The organism is Streptomyces hokutonensis (assembly GCF_000376565.1).
In the GTDB taxonomy this organism is placed as follows: Bacteria; Actinomycetota; Actinomycetes; order Streptomycetales; family Streptomycetaceae; genus Streptomyces; species Streptomyces hokutonensis.
The window spans coordinates 63,195-81,346 of record NZ_BARG01000090.1; the positions used below are offsets into that span (position 1 = coordinate 63,195).

General features: G+C 69.0%; 24 protein-coding genes. 18 read left to right on the top strand and 6 right to left on the bottom strand.

The annotated features are described in order from the left end of the window. The first annotated feature begins 316 nt into the window (after positions 1-316). The 6 genes from SSP08S_RS45980 to SSP08S_RS46005 all read left to right on the top strand — a co-directional run bounded on the left by SSP08S_RS45980 (position 317) and on the right by SSP08S_RS46005 (position 5,656). Positions 317-1,174: a ParA family protein gene (locus SSP08S_RS45980; RefSeq protein WP_019074415.1), complete on the top strand. Its 858-nt coding sequence runs from the start codon at positions 317-319 to the stop codon at positions 1,172-1,174. Further along, positions 1,171-2,088, top strand: a complete 918-nt coding sequence (locus SSP08S_RS58525; protein WP_019074416.1) for a hypothetical protein — start codon at positions 1,171-1,173, stop codon at positions 2,086-2,088. Before SSP08S_RS45980 ends, SSP08S_RS58525 begins: the two co-directional genes overlap by 4 nt. A 186-nt stretch (positions 2,089-2,274) precedes the next feature. Continuing rightward, complete coding sequence (locus SSP08S_RS58530; RefSeq protein ID WP_158697302.1) at positions 2,275-2,769, top strand: hypothetical protein; 495 nt, start codon at positions 2,275-2,277, stop codon at positions 2,767-2,769. A gap of 132 nt (positions 2,770-2,901) precedes the next feature. After that, positions 2,902-3,117, top strand: a complete 216-nt coding sequence (locus tag SSP08S_RS45995; RefSeq protein ID WP_019074418.1) for a hypothetical protein — start codon at positions 2,902-2,904, stop codon at positions 3,115-3,117. A 458-nt stretch (positions 3,118-3,575) separates the two neighbouring features. Continuing rightward, the gene (gene mobF, locus SSP08S_RS57310) at positions 3,576-5,339 is read left to right on the top strand and encodes a MobF family relaxase (protein ID WP_026179404.1); all 1,764 of its coding nucleotides are present in this window, start codon (positions 3,576-3,578) and stop codon (positions 5,337-5,339) included. After that, positions 5,336-5,656, top strand: coding sequence for a hypothetical protein (locus SSP08S_RS46005; protein ID WP_019074420.1), 321 nt, complete (start codon positions 5,336-5,338; stop codon positions 5,654-5,656). The genes mobF and SSP08S_RS46005 overlap by 4 nt, the downstream gene beginning before the upstream one ends. A 441-nt stretch (positions 5,657-6,097) precedes the next feature. Here SSP08S_RS46005 and SSP08S_RS46010 read toward each other — a convergent pair whose 3' ends face one another. Continuing rightward, complete coding sequence (locus SSP08S_RS46010; RefSeq protein WP_019074421.1) at positions 6,098-6,562, bottom strand: hypothetical protein; 465 nt, start codon at positions 6,560-6,562, stop codon at positions 6,098-6,100. Between the two features lie 512 nt (positions 6,563-7,074). On the opposite strand from SSP08S_RS46010, the gene SSP08S_RS46015 reads away from it, so the two are divergent. The 3 genes from SSP08S_RS46015 (at position 7,075) to SSP08S_RS46025 (ending at position 9,783) form a co-directional block, all read left to right on the top strand. Continuing rightward, positions 7,075-8,265: a replication-relaxation family protein gene (locus SSP08S_RS46015; RefSeq protein WP_245608092.1), complete on the top strand. Its 1,191-nt coding sequence runs from the start codon at positions 7,075-7,077 to the stop codon at positions 8,263-8,265. Between the two features lie 169 nt (positions 8,266-8,434). Beyond that, a complete protein-coding gene (locus tag SSP08S_RS46020; protein WP_019074423.1) occupies positions 8,435-8,863 on the top strand; it encodes a hypothetical protein in 429 nt (142 codons plus the stop codon). Between the two features lie 107 nt (positions 8,864-8,970). Further along, the gene (locus SSP08S_RS46025; RefSeq protein WP_019074424.1) at positions 8,971-9,783 is read left to right on the top strand and encodes an AbiV family abortive infection protein; all 813 of its coding nucleotides are present in this window, start codon (positions 8,971-8,973) and stop codon (positions 9,781-9,783) included. A gap of 119 nt (positions 9,784-9,902) precedes the next feature. Here SSP08S_RS46025 and ku read toward each other — a convergent pair whose 3' ends face one another. After that, entirely contained in the window at positions 9,903-10,808 is a 906-nt protein-coding gene (gene ku / locus SSP08S_RS46030) for a non-homologous end joining protein Ku (protein ID WP_019074425.1), read from the bottom strand. Between the two features lie 88 nt (positions 10,809-10,896). Continuing rightward, on the bottom strand, positions 10,897-11,106 hold the full coding sequence (locus SSP08S_RS46035; RefSeq protein ID WP_019074426.1) for a DUF6207 family protein: 210 nt from the start codon (positions 11,104-11,106) through the stop codon (positions 10,897-10,899). A gap of 211 nt (positions 11,107-11,317) precedes the next feature. Here SSP08S_RS46035 and SSP08S_RS46040 point away from each other — a divergent pair, with 211 nt between their 5' ends. The 4 genes from SSP08S_RS46040 (at position 11,318) to SSP08S_RS46055 (ending at position 13,076) form a co-directional block, all read left to right on the top strand. Then, on the top strand, positions 11,318-11,725 hold the full coding sequence (locus tag SSP08S_RS46040; protein ID WP_158697303.1) for a hypothetical protein: 408 nt from the start codon (positions 11,318-11,320) through the stop codon (positions 11,723-11,725). An 11-nt stretch (positions 11,726-11,736) separates the two neighbouring features. After that, a complete protein-coding gene (locus SSP08S_RS46045; RefSeq protein WP_019074428.1) occupies positions 11,737-12,258 on the top strand; it encodes a hypothetical protein in 522 nt (173 codons plus the stop codon). 127 nt (positions 12,259-12,385) lie between these two features. Then, positions 12,386-12,715, top strand: coding sequence for a hypothetical protein (locus SSP08S_RS46050; protein ID WP_019074429.1), 330 nt, complete (start codon positions 12,386-12,388; stop codon positions 12,713-12,715). A gap of 58 nt (positions 12,716-12,773) precedes the next feature. Next, positions 12,774-13,076, top strand: coding sequence for a hypothetical protein (locus tag SSP08S_RS46055; RefSeq protein ID WP_019074430.1), 303 nt, complete (start codon positions 12,774-12,776; stop codon positions 13,074-13,076). Positions 13,077-13,089: 13 nt separating this feature from the next. Here SSP08S_RS46055 and SSP08S_RS63915 read toward each other — a convergent pair whose 3' ends face one another. After that, complete coding sequence (locus SSP08S_RS63915) at positions 13,090-13,473, bottom strand: hypothetical protein (RefSeq protein WP_019074431.1); 384 nt, start codon at positions 13,471-13,473, stop codon at positions 13,090-13,092. Beyond that, positions 13,431-13,661, bottom strand: coding sequence for a hypothetical protein (locus SSP08S_RS57320; RefSeq protein WP_439654603.1), 231 nt, complete (start codon positions 13,659-13,661; stop codon positions 13,431-13,433). The genes SSP08S_RS63915 and SSP08S_RS57320 overlap by 43 nt, the downstream gene beginning before the upstream one ends. Before the next feature lie 246 nt (positions 13,662-13,907). Here SSP08S_RS57320 and SSP08S_RS62175 point away from each other — a divergent pair, with 246 nt between their 5' ends. Further along, positions 13,908-14,150: a hypothetical protein gene (locus SSP08S_RS62175; RefSeq protein ID WP_019074433.1), complete on the top strand. Its 243-nt coding sequence runs from the start codon at positions 13,908-13,910 to the stop codon at positions 14,148-14,150. Beyond that, positions 14,125-14,409 carry a hypothetical protein gene (locus SSP08S_RS62180; protein ID WP_158697304.1) on the top strand — a complete coding sequence of 95 codons (285 nt, stop codon included), beginning with the start codon at positions 14,125-14,127 and terminating at the stop codon, positions 14,407-14,409. The genes SSP08S_RS62175 and SSP08S_RS62180 overlap by 26 nt, the downstream gene beginning before the upstream one ends. A gap of 138 nt (positions 14,410-14,547) precedes the next feature. On the opposite strand, the gene SSP08S_RS46080 is transcribed toward SSP08S_RS62180, so the two are convergent. After that, entirely contained in the window at positions 14,548-16,146 is a 1,599-nt protein-coding gene (locus SSP08S_RS46080; protein ID WP_019074435.1) for a PIN domain-containing protein, read from the bottom strand. A 308-nt stretch (positions 16,147-16,454) separates the two neighbouring features. On the opposite strand from SSP08S_RS46080, the gene SSP08S_RS60180 reads away from it, so the two are divergent. From SSP08S_RS60180 to SSP08S_RS46095, 3 genes are read left to right on the top strand one after another with little or no spacing between them, the layout of a single operon-like run. After that, complete coding sequence (locus SSP08S_RS60180) at positions 16,455-16,733, top strand: hypothetical protein (protein ID WP_078532766.1); 279 nt, start codon at positions 16,455-16,457, stop codon at positions 16,731-16,733. Further along, positions 16,690-17,235: a DUF6879 family protein gene (locus tag SSP08S_RS46090; RefSeq protein ID WP_019074437.1), complete on the top strand. Its 546-nt coding sequence runs from the start codon at positions 16,690-16,692 to the stop codon at positions 17,233-17,235. Before SSP08S_RS60180 ends, SSP08S_RS46090 begins: the two co-directional genes overlap by 44 nt. Before the next feature lie 16 nt (positions 17,236-17,251). Continuing rightward, positions 17,252-18,100: a helix-turn-helix domain-containing protein gene (locus SSP08S_RS46095; protein WP_026179406.1), complete on the top strand. Its 849-nt coding sequence runs from the start codon at positions 17,252-17,254 to the stop codon at positions 18,098-18,100. Positions 18,101-18,152: the final 52 nt, after the last annotated feature.

The window sequence follows — 18,152 nt, forward strand, 5'->3', positions numbered from 1 at the left end:
CAGGGGTACGGGCCTTTTGTGTTCCTGGGCAGTCAGCTTGACGTGTTCTCCGTGGGGCCCCGGTCGGCTGAACCGCCCTATTTCATACGAGGCCCCAGGCCCGGCGATCAACTCGCCCAGAGGTGGGTCCCTTTTGTGTTCACGGGACGTGCTGCGACCTTGGTGAGTGCCCTGCGAGCGGGACACCTGCACCCGCCGCACTCACTCCCGACCAAGATCATTCTTCCACAATTGTAGAAGAATGATCTTGGTCGGGAGTGAGTAAATGCGGGTGTGCTGGGTGGAGAGGGGTGGCGTCCTGGATATCGTCCCTGCCATGACCGAAACCACACCGGACTCGCTCGCCGGGACCCGCGGGCTTCCCGCGCCTCGCATCAGTAGGCCCGAGCTGACCCGCATCATCGCCATGTGTAACCAGAAAGGTGGCGTCGGAAAGACCACCACCACGATCAACCTAGCCGGAGCGCTCGCAGAACACGGACGGCGCGTCCTGCTCTGCGACTGCGACCCCCAGGGCAACGCTACGAGCTCTTTCAAGGTCCCCATGCTGGACGATGACAAGGGTCCCACGCAGGCCACCGTCGTCATCGACATGTCCGACCCTCACGAGCTGGTCGCCAAGACCCGCGTGGAGAACATCGACGTCCTGCCTGCCAGCATGGACATGGCCTTCCTGCCCTCCCGGCTTCGGGAGACGGGATCGGCCAACCAGTTCTACGCCCGGATGCTGGGGCACTTCCAGGGCGAGTACGACGACATCCTGCTCGACATGCGCCCAGCTCTGGACACGGACACCGATTCGCAGACCGCCGCTGCGACGGCCGCAATCATCATGGTCGACGTCGACGAGTGGGCGATGAAGGCCGTCAAGATGCAGGTCGCCCAGCACAAGAAGATCATGACCGCCATGGGGCGCCCGGTCGACGACCTGGACATCCTCGGCATGGTCATCGGCCGTGTCATGAAGCCCATGGGCGACTTCGACTCCGCCGTCTACAAGCAGCTACGCAACCACCCGCGAATCCCGCTCCTGGGGGAGATCCCCGTCCGGTCCGCTGATCTCAAGGAATCCCGCAACAAGGGACTGCCTGTCGTGTTCTACCGGCCCAAGACCGACACCGCCGGCTTCTTCCGTACGATCGCCTCCAACGCCAAGCTGGTGACCGCCGCGTGAGCGACAAGGACTTCGACCTGGACGGCTGGGACGACGACGAGGCGTCCACGGACGCCGCCACCAGCCTTACCAAGACCGCTGAGCGCGTCGAAGAAGAGCGCCAGGCACTGAGCGAGCAAGCCCTCGCCGAACGAATCACCGCAGCTGTCACCGCCGCCCGACCCGGCCTCGATAAGATCCCCGACCCCGTCGACCCGGCAGGCGCCGGCGACCTCACCGCAGACGAGCAGGAACGCCTTGCCGCCTGCGTGGCCGGCATCGAGCTGCTGTCCACGGCGACGTGGGTCGCGGGCAAGTCCCTTGACACGGTCGCCACCGGTCGCCTGTTCCGTGTGATCCCACACAAGCTGGAGCCGGAGCGCTGCTACAAGACCATCGAAGAGTGGTCGGAGACCGAGTACGGGATCAGCCGCTCCCGGTGCAGTCAGCTTCGGGACGGCTGGGAACTCGGTGAAGTGCTCACCGTCCGCGGCCACAAGGCTCCCGAGGGGCAAGTACGCGAGCTCGTACCGTTCTTCAAACAGCACGGCCTCAAGGCCGCGGTCGGCGTGTACGAGATGGTCGTCCAGGCCGCTGGCGCAGACAAGATCACGGCCAAACGGCTACGTGAAACCGTGAAGCTGTTCCCCGGAGACCTCGCACTGAGCGATGAGGACGACGTCAACGTCATCGCCCAGTCCCTCGCCGGAGCCATAGAGGGAGCGACGCCACCGGGCCCCAAGCCGTCGACGGGCCTGCCAGCCGAACTCAAGCGGGACGTCGACCGGCGCTCCCTGGCGCTCGCAAACAGGCTTGACCGCCCACGCATCCCTCGGAACGAGGTCCTGACCCACCTCCTGGCCGCCTTCGTCGACGACAAGGACTCACGGGTCTTCGACGCCGTCTGCGAGAGGATGAAGACCAGCAACAGCTGAAGTCCAAACACGATGAGGCGCGCGGCCAAAAGAGGTGGCCGGGCGCCCCATCGCGTCTACAGGCGCACCCTACTCGCCGACGGGCCACAAGATCTCGCGAGTTGAGGAACGTCGCGCCGGCAGCTGAACCCGGAACTCCGCAGGACAAGCGGGGCCTTGAAAAGCCGGGGATCTAGAATTTCGTTTGTGACGAAAATGGTGCCACGTGACGGTGAGCAGGACGGCAGCGATCGAGGCGGGGACCACGAGTTGGTGGCCTCCAGTGAGCGGCTCCTGGAGCGCACGTGTGAGTGGTGCGGCAAGCCGGTGGCCTACAGCGGCCGGGGCCGGCCGCCTCGCTACTGCAGCCCGGTGCACCGTCGCCGGGCCTGGGAGCTGCGTACCGCGCAGGACCGGGCGGAGCGCCCCGTCGACGACGGGGGCCAGAGCCGTGAGCCGGTCCGCGAGATCGTGCAGCACACCGTGGTCCTGCGGGATACGACCCTGATCCCTCCGGCACCCCGCCCCGCGGAGCGGCTGAGCGGACAGCCCTACACCCTTCCCGAGGACGCCGTCGAATGGATCGAGGCGCTCATCGCCCTGCGGCGGGAGGCGGTGACCAACCCGAAGATCGCCCCCTTCCGGGACCACATCGCCAGGGCGTGCGACAAGACCGCGCAGGCCCTGCGCGGTGAGGACTGACGGGCTGGTCAAGGCCGGAAATCCAGCCGGGCAGAAGCGTTTTGCCGCCAACGAGAAGTAATCGACCCACCGTGTGGAGTGGTTCCGGCTACAGGTGTGCTGGGACGTTCATGCGACGGGGAGGGCTGGTCGATGGTTCTGACGATCAACGTTGCGGTTCTGCTGGCGGTCATCATCGTCTTGCGGCTGGGGCGGCGTACGCACGCCCGGAGCCGGAACGACGAGAAACTGACCGTCGTCATCGTGCTGGTCTTCGGCGTGCTGATCGCCCCCACCGCGCTCGGCCAGACCGTCTTCGACGTCGTCGGTCAACTCGCGCAGGGCGTTACCCAGTCGGGCAGCCCCTGAGTTCTGCGCCCTTCCCGACACCGCCGCCCCGAACTGCGGCCGGTGGCCGGACGCAGACGGCGGAAGGGCGGGCCTGATGGGCACGCGCACGGTGACCGGGACGGGATCGCCGAACGGCCTGAGAGCTCCGCGCAGTCACCCAAATTTGGGTGACCAACGCCGGCTGGCCACCAGCGGAGTGTGGTGGCGTGCGAGGTGTGGCTGCCTGCCCGCAGTATTCGCACGACGTCGTCAGGCGTCCCCACATCGCCTCGATCCAGCGACCTGGACCGTCCACGGCTGCCGTGACGGCCCGCCTGACGGGCTCCACGGAAATGATCCAGTGATGGCCTCCCGCCCGGCGGGAAGCACCCCAGGTGACGCTTCTATGCAGGTCGCGGGCGGCATTTCATGACCGGGTGACAATCAGCGAAGCGAAGATCGGCCCGGGCGGGTGGCCGTACTACTGCAACGGCGTGATGGTCGGCGACGGCCACCGCCCGGCGCGCAAGCCGCTGCGCGACGCCCAGGACGAAGCGGGTGTCCCGCCCGGGTTCTGGACGGGCCGGGGCCTGGCCGCACTCGGTCTCGCGGCCGGAGACGTGGTGACCGAACGGCAGGCCGAACTGCTCCTGGGGGAAGGCCGGCACCCCGACGCCGACCGGATCGAGCGCGAGCTCCTGGACGCCGGCAGAAGCCCCGCGAAGGCGCGGCGGGCGACGGTGCTGGGCAGGCCCATCGAGCACAACAAGTCGCCCCGGACCGAGAACGCGAAGGAACGGTCGCCCTGGCTGGCCATGGATCTGACGTTCCGGGCGCCGTCGACCGTTCAGATCGCGTGGGCGCTGCTGGACGACCGGATCCGCCGGGTGCTGGAACTGTGCCAGGACATCGCCCGGGACAAGACGCTGGCGTGGATGGAGGAGTCGGTCGCGGAGATCCGCTGGGGGAGCGGCGGCAAACACCGCCGCCCGGTGAGGGACGGGCTGATCGTCGCGGTCTTCCGGCACTACGAGTCCAGAGCCGAAAAGCCCCTGCTTCACGACCATGCGGTGGTCTCCATCCGCGCCCGGCGCCCGGACGGCACAGGGACGTGGGGCAACTGGTCCGCGGACTCGATGCTGACGCACATCGTCGTGGCCGACACCCTGTTCACCCTCCACTTCATGGAGGAGGTGTCCGCCCGGCTCGGGTGGGCGTGGGAGCCGCGTGAGGTGACGCCCGGCAGGAGGCCGGTCCTTGAGATCGCGGGGATTGATCAGCGGCTCATCGGCTGGCAGTCGACCCGCCGTCAGCAGATCGCGGACGCGCTGCCCGTCCTCATCGCCGACTACGAAGAGGCGCACGGGCACCAGCCGGGGGAGCGGGCCGCCAAGGCGCTGGACCGGCAGGCCGCCGACCGGACGCGCCCGCCGAAGCGCAAGGTGCCCCGGTCGCTTTCGGAACTGCGCGAGGGCTGGCGGCAGTCGGCGATCCGGGCGTTCGGCGCCTGCACCGTGTACCGGATGGCGGAGAAGGCGCGGGCGGCGGCTGTGGCGGTGTGGGCGCGGGTGCGGCCGGTGGTCGACATCCCGCTCGCGGCCGTCGCCACCGCTGCAGTGGTGTACGTGATGCGCGGCGCGTTCAAACGCCATCACCTGCTCGCCGAAGCCCGGCGCCACCTCGCCCACATCCTGCGCGGCCGGCCCCACGAGCCCGGCCTGGACGAACAGATCGTGCAGACGGCCGTCGACGGCTACACCCGCCCGGCCGGCCGCACGATGATGACCGCCGATCTGCGCGCCCTGTACCCGAACGACCTTGAGGACCAGGCCGTGATCCGCCCGCTGACCCGCGCCCGGTCGGCGTCCCGCTACGAGAAGGCACGCCTCGCCGCCGGCGCCCTGACCGCCCGCGTGAACGCGGTGCGCCGCTCGCACCGGATCGGCTTCCGCTCCCTGCCGCACACCGTCGCCGTGCCCGCCGGACCGCCGCCGCGCTCGAGGCGCGACCGGGGCGAGGCCCGTACCGGGGGCGCGATCCGCACAGCCGGCCGGGACCACCAGGAGCAGACGACCGACATCGCCACGGTGGAGGAGGCCCGACGGGCGATCGAGGCCGCCGCCGCCAAGCTCCGGGACGGCATCCGGGAACGCGCTGTCGCGCGCGGCCCGCGCCCGCAGCCTGCCCCGGCAGCTTCCACCCAGCAGTCCGCCGTCCAGCCCCGGCCGGGCCCCCACACACCCACTGGAGGAGTCACGTGACCACACCGCCCGTCGACGCGACGTCCGAGGCCATCGCCGCCCTGGTGGAGGAAGCCATCCAGGAGCGCGCCGCCGCCTACGGGGGTTCGGCCTATCAGCCCCTCTGGAAGAGGCCCCGGAAACCGAAGACGACGAAGGAGAAGAACAAGGTGCTGCGCGAGCAGCGCAAGCGGGGCAAAGCGGCCAGGATCCGCCGCCACGCAGCCGGGCAGTCCCGACGGCCCCGCGCCCGGCAGAACCGCATCGGAAGTGCCGCCGCACGCCGCGACGCGCGCGCCCTCTCCCGACTGCGGTACTCCGCGGTGTGGCTGGACTGAACCCGATGCGCACCGCGCGCATCATGAACCGCATCGGATACGCGCCGGGGCGCAGCGCACCTCCCCGCCACACTCGATGCACACCTGCGCGATGCCCCGCATCGTCCACCGCACCGCGCCGCACCGGATGCGCACCGCCCCGAAACCGGGTGCGCAGGGCATCCGGCCACCCCCTTGTCGGCACGGTCGGGCGGCGCGTTTCTCCTTGACAGGGTCCGCTACCCAGCACGTTTCCCCTTGACAGCTGTCGCTGCGACCGCCGATCGGGTCGCGGACAAGGGGGTGCGTGATACAGGCGCCCGGCCGGAGTCCGGCGAGCACCAGACACGGTGCGCGGTGCGGGGGGTTCGCGGTGCGGTGCGCACGATGCACGGCATCGTTCCGGACCGGTGCGCATCGGATGCGCACCACCCGCACCGCACCGAGCCGGCGCGCTGCGCACTACGAGGCGGTGGTGCGCGCACCCGGTGCCGGGCGCGCACCGCGGGCCTGCTCCAAGGCGGCGGCCCTCAGCTGCTCCAGGGTGTCCGTGACGTCCTCGGGGTTCTCGGTGAGGATCTCTTCGGTGAAGCTGATGATGGCCGCGGCGATGCCCACTGCCGACGACGGGCGCACGTCGTCCTCGGTGTGCAGGACGCTGAGGAAGATACGCCCGAGCGCTTCCAGGGCGAAGGAGTCCGAGCTCGGGCCGCCCTCGTCCGAGCTGGGCAGCGCCGTGATCGGGGTGACGATGCGGTCGGCGACGTCCAGGAGCGCCCTGCGCAGCTGCGCGTAGTCGCCGAACTCGGGGGCCGTATCGGTGTCGCCGGTCTGGAGCGCCCGGACGTACTGGAGGTAGGTGAAGGCACGGGTCACCGCGGCCGGCGTCATCGGCGCGAGCGGCACGGCTATGGGGTTCTGGGGCATGGACAGCACTCCTCACACGAATCACCGCGCGGATCACGGCGTCGGGGGAGATCATCAGCCGGTTCACCTGTGGATAAAGTCTGGCCGCCGGACAGGGGGAGAACTCTCCCCCTCCGTGCGTTCATAGTCTGATCACGGCTCGGCAAAGGCATGGATCACGGCGTCACACCGTCGGCCTCCGACGTACCTGTAGAAGGCGAATGGCGGGATCGGCCCGCCCCACCGCCCAGGAGCACCCCGTGGCGAGCACCGCCGGCGAGCCCGAACAAGCCCGTGACCGCGCCCGCAACACCCCCTCCGCAGCCCCCTCCATCACCCCCTCCGCGCCCCGACACCACGATTCCGGCGTTTCCACAGGCCAGCCGCCACGGACAAGGGGTCGACGTAGGTCCGACAACCCTCATAGCCAAAGGCGTCCCACTCATAGGAAGAACTCGACAGAGCCAAGGCGGAGGGAACTGATACAAGCACTGGGGATCTTCCAGAGAGCGACTCCTGACCAACTGTGGAAACTGACCCGGCCGGACAACCAGCACGACAAGCTGACACGGGACAACCTCCTTGATCTCCAGGACCACCAGCTGGTGAGGATCGAGTCCGTCCAGGACGACCAGCGTCAGGTATGGGTCCTCACCGCCCGAGGACACCAGGAAGCGAAGCAGCTGCTGGAGCCGAAGGGCATCCGCGTGTCCGTGCTGCGCAAGGAGAAGTACCACCCCGTCACCGGCGCCCTGCTGGGCGGCAGCTACGACGACCACGCCGCGGCGGTCACCTCGACGGCAGCCGAACTGCACCGCGCCGGGATCGGGCACCGGCTCAGCTGGCAGACCGAAGTCGCGCACCGGCTCGGCAACGGGTTCGTGCAGCGGGCGGACCTGGTCATGCGGGCGCCGGACTCGGGGGTACCGGTGCTGCTGATGGAGGTCGACCGGCGCAGCGAGGACGCCCACGACCTGGTGCACAAGCTGCGCCGGTACTGGCAGTGGGGACGGCTGCTGGCGCCGGACGCGGACAAGCGCACCGTGGACCTGGCACGCTCCCGGCCGGACGCGATCGAGCACATCGACCACGAGAAGCGGCTGTGGCGCCGGGTCTACCCACCGACCGGCCGGGAGGGCCTGGTCCCGGTGGCGTTCGTGTTCGCGGACACCACGGAGGCGAAGGTCTCCAACACGGTCGCCGTGCTGGAGGAGGCCGGCCGACACTACTGGGCACCGCGCCGGTACGACACCTACCACCGGGGCATCACCGCCCGCGACTACGGCCAGGCCGTACCCGTCCTCGTCACCACCCTGGAGCAGCTCCAGGAGCACGGCGCGGACGCGGCGGTGTGGCGGCGGCTGGGGCGCGAGGGCGAGCAGACGCTCACGGCCGCGCTCGACAACCCCGACGGCCACGTCCTCTACCGCCGCCAGGCCGCCCGCGCCGACGCGGCAGAGAAGCAGCGCCGGGACGCTGAGCGGGAGGCGCGACGGCCGGTGTGCACGCGGTGCGGGGCGAAGTACACCGACGAACGCTGGGAGGAGACCAGCATGCGCAGACGTCGGTGGGAAGCAGGGGACCTGAGCGTGTGCGCGGCCTGCCACGCCGACGACGTCGCCCGCGAACAGGCCTCCGCCGAAGCAGCCGCACAGCCGGAGCCGGACCTGGACGACGGACCGGAACCCGGTGGACTCCGAGGCATGTTCCGCCGCCGGGCCTGACGGCTCCGGGGCCGGCTGGTTGGGCTGGATTCCCCACCACGGTCGGGCCGGGTCGATAGGGTCTCTCACACTGCGGCCAGCCGCGGACGACTCATGCGAACACGCGCGCAGCTCGCCACCAATCGGTGCCAGAACCTGTGACGCACAGCTGCCATGGAGGAGATTCCCGGTGAGCGACATTCCCCGAGAGGAACGCGCACCGTACTTCGCGTGCGTGGCGTGCGGGCTGATCGGGGAGCCGGATTCCGCGGACTACACCCTCACTGCCGACCGGGAACACGTCGACTGGACCCAGCCGATGACCGTCGGCTGCGGCTTCTGCCGCACACGCACCCAGATCACCAGCACCGACCTCCTGGCCCGCGACACCGAGCACGCGTGCTCCCGCTGCGGGACCCGCACGGCCTGCCCGGCAGCCGCTGACCGAGTCGTCTGCTGGGGCTGCGGCCTCAACGAGCCCGGAGCCGCTTCCGTCGGAGACCGTGCCACCTACCGGCAGGACGTTGAGCGCGGCGCCGATCAGTGGGCCACCGCCGGCGTCCGCGTCGCCAAACAGGACGCACGCGCCCGTGGGGCGCTACCCGGCTGGGCTTCATAACCACCAGCCCCGACGACCGCCGGGGCGAAGCAGCCGACGGCAGGCCACTGAACCGCGTACGTCAAATGGTGATGCCGTGATCGGCTGATGCCTGCGACAGTGGGCGAATGGCGAAACTCCCCCTCGATCCGGGCGTGATGGAGCGCATGGTCGTCGACATCGCGGCCGCCTCCCTCAAGAACGCGCGTGCCCTCCTCACCAGCGCCCAGGCGGTCCTGGACGCGCAGCAGTGGCCGACCTCGTTCTCCTTCGCGGCGCTGGCCCTCGAAGAGGTCGGCAAGGCCTCCCTGTGCATGACGATGCTCGCCATGCCTCCTGCCGTACGGGAGGAGTTCCGCCCTGACTTCGAGAAGATGTTCACCAGCCACCAGACCAAGGCGGAGTTCGCGCACCTGATCCTCGGATTGATCGATGAGAAGGTGCCGGCCAGCGTTCAGCAGATGCTGGACGACGTCGTCACGGCTGCGCGCCGGACCAACGATGTGAAGTTCCGCGGACTGTACGTCGACTACACCAGCACCGGAGACCTGCTCCAGCCGGACACCGTCGGCGAGAGCGACGCTCGGTTGATGGTCACCGCCGTCACCGCCGCGCTCGCCGCTTCCAGCTTTGCCGAATCCGCCGTTGCGGAGCCGGATGTCTTCCTGGACTTCTTGCACCAGTGGCAGAGCGCCATGGACTTCGACGCGCTCGGCACGCACATCGCGGCGACCCCGGAGGACGAACTCCTCACCCAGCTACGGACCGTGGCGCAAGAAGATGCGCTCGCGCCGTCGTTGTTCCAGGGAACGGTCTTTGCCGACCTGGTGACCGCTGCGGACACCGTCGTCCTGACACCAGCCGGACGGAATGCGCAGACCAGCACGGAACACGACAGAACTCCGCTGGAGGACCGGCCCTTCGACACGGCCGCCCCATGATCGACGCCCTGCGGGGTGAGGGAGACAACGGGAGAACGGCACGTCAGTCCCCGGAGTCACCCAAATTTGGGTGACCGGGTCTGCCCGACCACCGGCACGGTGAAGTGCCGGAGTGCCCGCTATGCGCTGCGCCGGGGGTTCCTCGAGGCCGTCTTCTTGGCGGGTGCCTTCTTCGCGGTCTTCTTGGCCGTGGCCTTCTTCGAGGACCCGGACGGCATTTCGTGGACGCTGGCGTCCTCGCCGCGGGAGGCCTGAGCGCTGCGGACGGACTCCTGCAAGGCCGCCATCAGGTCGACGATCCGGCCCGGCACGGCGGCCGGTTCGTGCGCCTTGGGCAGTTCGAGGCCGTCCCGCTTCGCCTCGATGACCTTGGCGATCGCCTCGGTGTAGCGGTCGGTGAAGCCGGGACCGTCGATATCGTCACGGGTCATCCGCTCGATCAGGTGCTCCGCCTCGGAGATCTCCTCCTCGGTCACCTCGGTCGCCGCCGGCGCCAGCTCGGACGGGTCGCGGATCTCGTCGGGCCAGCGCATCGCGTGGAGCACGATCGCCTCACCACGCACCCGCAGCAAACCCAATCGCTCCCGGCCGGACCAGGCGTATTTGGCGACCGCGACCTTCGACGAGCGCTCCAGCGCCAGGCGCAACAGCTTGTACGGCTTGGCGGCGACCTGCCCGTCCGGCTGGAGGTAGTAGCCCTCGCCGATCTGGATCGCGTCGATCGAGTCCAGCGGCACGAAGGCGTGGATCTCGATCGCCTTCGCCGTCGGCAGCGGTATCTCCCGCAGCTCGGCGTCGGTGACCGGGATGACCTGGGCCTTGGACAGCTCGTACCCCTTGCCGATCTCCGAGGCCGGCACCTCGCGGTCCTCGATCTCGCAGACCTTCCGCACACGCACCCGGCTCATGTCCTCCAGGTGGACCTGGCGGAAGGAGACGCTGTGGTCCTCGGTCGCGCTCACCACGTGGATCGGCACCGTGACCAGGCCAAAGCTGATGGCACCCGACCAGATGGTTCTCGGCATCACTGACCTCCGCGTCGCGCCCCGAGCGCCTCCAGCCTATGAGCCGTGCCCCCGCCCGGCACGAGGAAGGCCCGCGTACGGCCTGCCGCTACGCTCCGGCGTCCTGGCGGATGTCCAGGAAGAGCCGCAGCCGTACCCCGGGTTCACCGGGCTCCCGGGTCGTACGGTCTGCCTGTGCGGTTGCCCACCGCCCGGCGAGCAGTTCCTGGACCGCGAACGCGGTCCGGTCGTCGCAGGCCGCGATCTCTACTACGGCCAGTCCCGGCTCCGCCACGTGTGCCTCGGTGATCGGTCTCATGCACGGCACGACGTTCCAGGGACCGCGGAAGTTCTCCGATTTTCCCGCATTCACCCGACCGAGCAGGGCTGCGCAGCTGGACGCCCCTCGCCGTGCCCCGGCGGACCCGATCAGGGTGTCGCCTGTTCCCGTCTGTGAGTCCTGCTGGTACCAGGGATACGGCCTCGTCACGGCCGCCGAGGCCGGCTGAGCGACCGGTATGGTCGCGGTCATGGCAAGGACTGAGGAGGCGCTCGCGCAGCTCCGGGAGGATCTCGACTCCGGCGTGTGGGTGCCCGATGAGTACGAGCGCGTGATTGCCGTGACCGTACAGGCGGAGGGCGGGGCGAGCGCGGAGGCCGTCCGGGCCGGGCTGCGGGCGGGCGGCCGGGACGGCACGCACGGGCGGCTCGCGCCGGTCGCGGCCCGGTGCGGGTACGTGCTGGACGGGGTGAGCCTCACGGGCGCTGAGCATCGGCGTGCCGTGCGGGAGGCCCTCGATGAGCTGCTGGACCTGGTGATGGTCGCAGGCCTGCGCCGCTGGCCGCCTTTGGAAGCAGCCCCGACGCCGTCGAACAGAGGAGCCGACCCCGTGGCGCAGCAGCGGATCAGCGGCCCGCACGGGCGCCCGACTGGGTAGGGTTCTCCGGCATGAAGCCCCCGCACACGGCCGACGAGTGGAGTCAGTCGCTGGCCCGGGCCGGTCAGATCACGGCATCCCTCCAGCCTCCTGCCCTGTGCACCGAGCGTCACTGGGACTTCGTTGGCATCCGGGGTGTCCTCGCCGTCGTCCTCCAGGCGCTCGCCCACCAGACCGACCGCAGCCCGCAGGACGTGCCCCTGGAGGCGCTCCTGTGGCACTGCGAGCAGGATTCCGGACATGTGCGGGACCTGGTTGTGCCCCTGGTCGGCGCGCAGTTGGCGCACAGCATCGACGTCGACCCTGAAGCCGGTGTCCCGGCCGCAGGCGATCCGCCGGTCGCGACCTGGCTGTGGCTGACGCGTCTGTGGCCCCCGCCGGTGCCCGACGACGTCGACGGCCTTCCCCTGCTACAGGCCCGCCGCCATGACGGCATGGTCCGCGGCATCGCCCGCGGCAACCCCGGCGCCGCCGTCGACCTCCTGACCGGATGGGCCGCCGACGCGGTCCGGGCCTCCGCGACGCACCCGTAGCCGTCCGGCAGCTACCCCGCTCCGGACGCGTGCCGGCGGAGACCAGAGCGCGTGCCGCAGGGGAGTGGCGCAGACCCGCAAGGCACCGCGAGGATGACTCCAACCAGCGGACGACGGAAGGGCGTTGATGGACGCGGCGCAGTACGAGGTGCGAATCGCCGGGACAGCTGTCTACCGAGACCGCCGCGGGGAAGCCTTCCACTCCCGGACGGCGATGACCTGCTCCGAATGCGGCGCCCGCACCGGGCTGACCCTGGCGGCCCACGGCGAGGACACCACGATCACCTGCCGGGCCGGGCATACGACCCGGGACTGGCGGCTGACCCCCATGGCCGTACGCGATGTCGCTGCGGCCGCCGCTGAAGCGGGCATCGACGAGGTGCCGGCCGATGCCGAGGTCTGGGTCAAGGTCCGTACCGAGACCGGCATCCTCCCTGAGTACGAGGACATCGCCTGACCGTGGACAGCTTCCTCGAGTTCCTGATCGCCGAAGTGCCCTTCGCGGGGGTGACGGCATGACCGGATTCCCCGGGCCCATCCCGATGCACGGCGACACTGTCGAGATCATGGCCGACAGTGTCGTGGCGACCATCACCGGAAAGATCACGTCGCGGGGCGTCCTGGTTGATGGTCGCGGGTTCGTTGAGCTCGTTCTGCCCGACGGTGACCCGCAGCAGCGGCGCGACCTGGAGCGGGCCGGAACATATCGGTACCGCCTCTACGACGACGGCAGGCTGCTCTACTCGTCTCCGCCGCTGCGCCTGCATGAGACCCGGCGGGAGAGCGACGGGGCACTGGTAATCATGGGCTCCCCCTGACCGCGGCCCTCCCTCACGCGGCGAGAACGTCCCGCAACTCCCGTAAGGCGCGCTCGCGGTGGTGCTGGGCGGGGATCGCTTCGTACAGGTCCTGGGCGCGGCGGTGGACCAGGCCGGTGCGGAAGTCGCCGGGCAGTGCGGCCAGAGCGGCGACCGTGCGGCGGCACGCCTCTGTGCTGTTGCCGTCGTGGTGTGCGCAGGCGGCGCCGTCGATGGTCAGCAGGGTGCGCGTCATGGTGCTGGTCGGCGCGGACAGCTCTAGCGCGCGTTGGTGGCTCTCTCCGGCGCGGCGGGTGTCCCCGAGGGTGGTGAAGGCGTGGCTGAGATGGACGTGGTGTTCCTGCTCGCCGTACGTCAGCCAGGTGTCCGACCGCTCGCTCTCGGGGAGCCGGTCCATGAGGGGTACTGGATCCAGCACCGCTGGCCGAACGCCTTCCGGATCTCCTCCACCGAGCCGACGTCGCGGACATCGGGCCAGGCCCGCGGATCCAACCGCGCGACCTCCACGAGCGCCATCACCTCCCGCCGGGCCCGGTCCTCGGGCAGTTGCGCCATGACCTCCACCGCGAGCTCTTCCACCACCACGCCGTACCGCGTCCCGCACACCTCCGTGTGATCGACTCGGGCAGCAGCGTACGAAGGAACCATCGATCACGTTCCGGCCTGCGGATAACCCGTATCGGGCATGTCCAGACGTCGGACGGCCGTGACGGACGCCATGCTGCGGCAGGGCGAGCACGTTCACCGTCCGCAGGGTGATGATGAGTATTGCGATGGCGGCGACAGCGAATGCCCGTTCTGGGATATGCAACTTGATGAGGCGATGGAGTCATGGAGTTCCAGATAGAAATCCGCTACGAGGTGGGCAGTAAATACAGGAACGCCGGGTGGGGTTACACGCTCGCGTGGAGCGACAGCGGCGGGTGGCCGCACTTCGTTACCGACGAAAGCGGCAACGGACCCTTCGATACGAGGCTCGAAGCCGAAAGGGCAGTGGGGGTCAGGTGCGAAAACATCACCGAGGCGGACCGGCTCAACCCTCCCACGCATGAATACAAATGGCGGAAAAAGTGACGACGACCTGATAGGCCAGTACGCGGCGATCAGCATGGCCGCCATGTTCATGGTGTCCGCTGCGTCGGTGGCCCGGTACAGCGCCATCCGCTCCAGTCCAGCGGCTCGCACACGTCGCCGCGGCGGCGCGGGCGCCATCGAGGAAGACGAACCCACCTTCAGCCGCACGGCGGCTCTTCGCCGCTCGCTCCGTTTGTTCATCTGTGCACTGGCTTCCAGCACCTGGCCGATGATGCGGCGGCGCACGACACCCCCATAGCCTCAGTATCCGAGAGCGGGCCCAAACTCGCACAAGCCCTCGCCGTGGGCATGGCCGCGACCATCGACGCGCGTCGGCTTCTGGGACTGACCGAACTTCTTCCACAGCTGGCTGGACGCCCTGGCGACGGCCGCCTTGTCATTCAGCACGGTCGCCACCGTCGGTATCTGGTTCATTTTCGGGGACATCGTCGTCGGCACCTGGGGGTTCCAGCTGCTCTGCATCGTCCTCGGACGTATCGGTAACGGCATGGGGGTGCGGCGCCGCGGTGGCGATGTCGAGCCTCGGCAGGGAGTCGGCGAGTTGGCGGGCGAGTTTGCTCCCCGGGGCGTCGATCAATGCCTGTAGCGCTGTCTGGTTTGCGGCAAGTTTCCTGGCGAGACTTTGAGCTGGGGTATCGAACAATGCCTGAAGTACTGCCTGATTATCGGCGAGTTGTTGGGCGAGTTTGCGCCCCGGGGCGTCGAGCAGAGCCTGTAGCGCGGCCCGGTCTGCGGCAGCCTTCTGAGCAAATCGTGCCCCCGGGCTGTCCATCAGGGCTTGCAGCGCCGCCCTGTCAGCAGCGAACTTTCGAGCCAGCTGGTTGGTGGCCAGGTCAAGCTTGCGCATGGAAGGCGGCAGCTGCTCGGTGACCAGGCGTTCCACTGAGGACTGCGCGGCGAGGAGATTCTGCTTCGCATCTGCGGCAACGCCAGCGACTCGCTGCTTGAGGCCCTGCAGAATCCTCATGCACGGTTCGTCATCAGTGTCCGGCGGCGAGGGTACTTCTGTTGCGAGAACCGTCGGTGTCTCATCGCCCTCGACTGTCGAGAAGAGGACCTTCATGTGCCACACACAGGCGATGTAGGAGGCGCTCGCATCCTCTCCACTGAGGGCGAGACCGTACAGCAGCCAGCTGGCCTTGGCCGTGTACCAGACGTCGCCTTCGATCTCGTGTCCCTTCACGTCCGTGACGCTGAGGAGATCGACCTCGGGTGAGGCGAGCCACTCACGCCATTCCACCCCGACGCTGGTGGTCCCCAAGCCGGCGAATCCGGCGGGGGAGCTGAGAACCTCTACGGCCGTCTGAGAAACCCGCTCCCGAACAGGCAGTGACCTCAGGAGCTCACCCGCCGCGGTCTCTGCCTCCTTCCCGGACACCTCTATGGTGAACTGGGAGACGACCTGGTCGAAGTCCTGCACGAAGATGAGCCGGTCTTCCATGCCGCGGATGTCGTCGTTCATCGGGTACGGGAAGCCGGTCCCGTCGGTGAAATCCTTGCTGTTGTTCGTGACGAAGTGGACGTGCTGGTCCGGGTTCTGTTCCAGGAATTCCAGGACAGAGAACCAGATCGCCGCATCGCGGCCGCCCTCGGAGTGATCCTTGCCGCGCTTCGTCGGCGGCAGGGCCATCGCCTCCCGCTGGAACGCCCTGCGGATGACTCTGTCGCTGGTCTCGATCACCTCGAAGATCTCTCCGTAGACCTTCCGCCAGTGATCCAGGTATCGCTCAAGGTCCAGCGGTTCCAGCGAGCTCTCCAAATCCCAGGGAAGTATGTCCCGCAGCTTCTCCAGGGTGTTCAGGACCGACTGATGCTTCACCGGGTAGAGGTGCGCCTGATGGGCGGCCATTTCCTCCAGCACCATCCACGGCACGGCGACCCTGTGGTGCTTCGACTGCCGCAGCTTCCGGATGATGTCGGCACGCGGTCCTTCAGGCGGTAGAAGGTTCACCGCGTTCGTATCAAAGATGATCATCAAGGCTTCCCCGTCTCAAAGAGGAGGCAGTATCTCAATCTTCGTCAGGTTGTGGTCCTGCGGCTCTGCAACTTCCGTGTCACGCGCTCGGTGGCCACTGCGACAAGCCCTTTCACGCGAACGCGATTCGAGAACCTCCCGAGACCGTGAAGCGCTGGGACTGCGGCCACCCAAATCCGCTGCGAGACCCGGGACCGGAGTAGGCCGCGGCCTTGCTGTAGGTGTCGCCGTGGGCGCTCTTGACGTCGGTACCGGCCTGCGGGACGGTCTGCGCAACTACGCGCAACCGACTCACAGGGGAGCAAGCGATGACGTTACGGTTCGTCGGGATCGATCCCAACACCGGCGGCGAGGGATCACCGACGGTGTGGGTGGAAGAGGAGAGCGCGGACCTGGTCCTCCAGGGCGAGGAAGCGGACGGTGTCCTCCAGGCCCTGGTCGGCTCCACCGCGTGGGTGGCCGGCCACAAGACGGGGATCCCCGCGCACGAGCGGGTGATCCGGATTCCGGCCCGCATGGTGCCGATTCTGAGGGAGGCGTGCGATGCCGCGGAACGTGCAGCAGCTGAACACCGCGACGTTCGCTGAGCTGCTCGCCGACACCCGTCACACGGCGGTCCACCTGGAGATGCGCGACGTCTACGCCGTCGGTGACGAGACGGACGACTTCGCCGCCTTCCTGCGCACCGGCGTCCCGAACCTCGATCCGGCCCGCTCGTTCTGGCCCCAGTGGATGCCGCTCGTTCAGGGTGCGGTCGCCCGCGGCGTGGTGATGCGCCGCGCGCGGATCGTGTCCGAGCCGGTCACCGACTACATCCGCTACGAGCACGCCATCACCCCGCTCAACCTTCAGGCCGGCGAGGACGTGCGCTGGCTGCCCCGCCGCCGCGCCTCCGACATCCCGCTGCCCGGCAACGACTTCTGGCTCCTGGACGGACAGCTCGTGCAGTTCCACCACTTCACCGGCAGCGGCGACTGGGCGTCCAACGGCAAGGAGCGCACCGTCGACCCGGGCGCGGCCGCGCTGTGCGCCACGGCGTTCGAGACGGTCTGGGAGCGCGGCGTCCCGCACGAGAAGTACACCGTCTAGGCACCTGAGCAGCCCCGTGACCGCATCTCCATCGTCCAGCGCACAGGCAGCCCGTGAGGCGCTGGCCGTGCGCCTGCAGCACCTGCGCAGGGACGCCGGCCTCTCCGGGAAGGAGCTCTCCGCCCGGTGCGGCTGGCACCCGGCGAAGACCACCCGCATCCAGAAGGGCGACGCCCCGCCCTCCGACGCGGACATCCGCGCCTGGTGCGCGGCCTGCGGCGCGGACGACCAGGCCGACGACCTCATCGCCACCGCCCGCGCTGTCGACTCGATGTACCTGGAGTGGCGCCGCCTGCACAGAGGCGGGATGCGCAAGGTCCAGCAGGACTTGAACACCCTGCACGAGCGCACCCGCGTCTGCCGGGTCTACGTCTCCAACGTGCCGCCGGGTTTCGTCCAGACGCCCGGCTTCGCCACCGCTCTCATGGGGCAGATCACCCGCTTCCAGGGAACCCCCGACGACGTCGCCGAAGCGGTCGCCGCCCGCATCGCCCGCTCCCGCTTCCTCTACGAGGGCGGCCACCGCTACGTCGTCCTCATGGAGGAGTCCGTCCTGCGCTACCGCACCGCCGGCCCCGACGCCATGCGCGGCCAGCTGCGCCATCTCCTGGCCGTGATGCCGCTGGCGTCCGTCTCGCTCGGGATCATCCCGTTCTCCGCGCAGCGCACCGTGTGGCCGCTGGAGGCGTTCTACCTCCACGACGACACCGTGGCCGTGGTGGAGACGCTGACGGCGGAGATCAAGCTGACGCAGCCGCGCGAACTCGCCGACTACGCCAAGGCGTTCACCGGCCTCGCGGAGACGGCCGTCTACGGCGACGCCGCCCGCGACCTGATCCAGGCCGCGATCGACACCCTGGAGTGAACCTCCGCAATTACCCGCAATTTCGTTGAGCTCGGGGCGGCGGCCTCCGTAG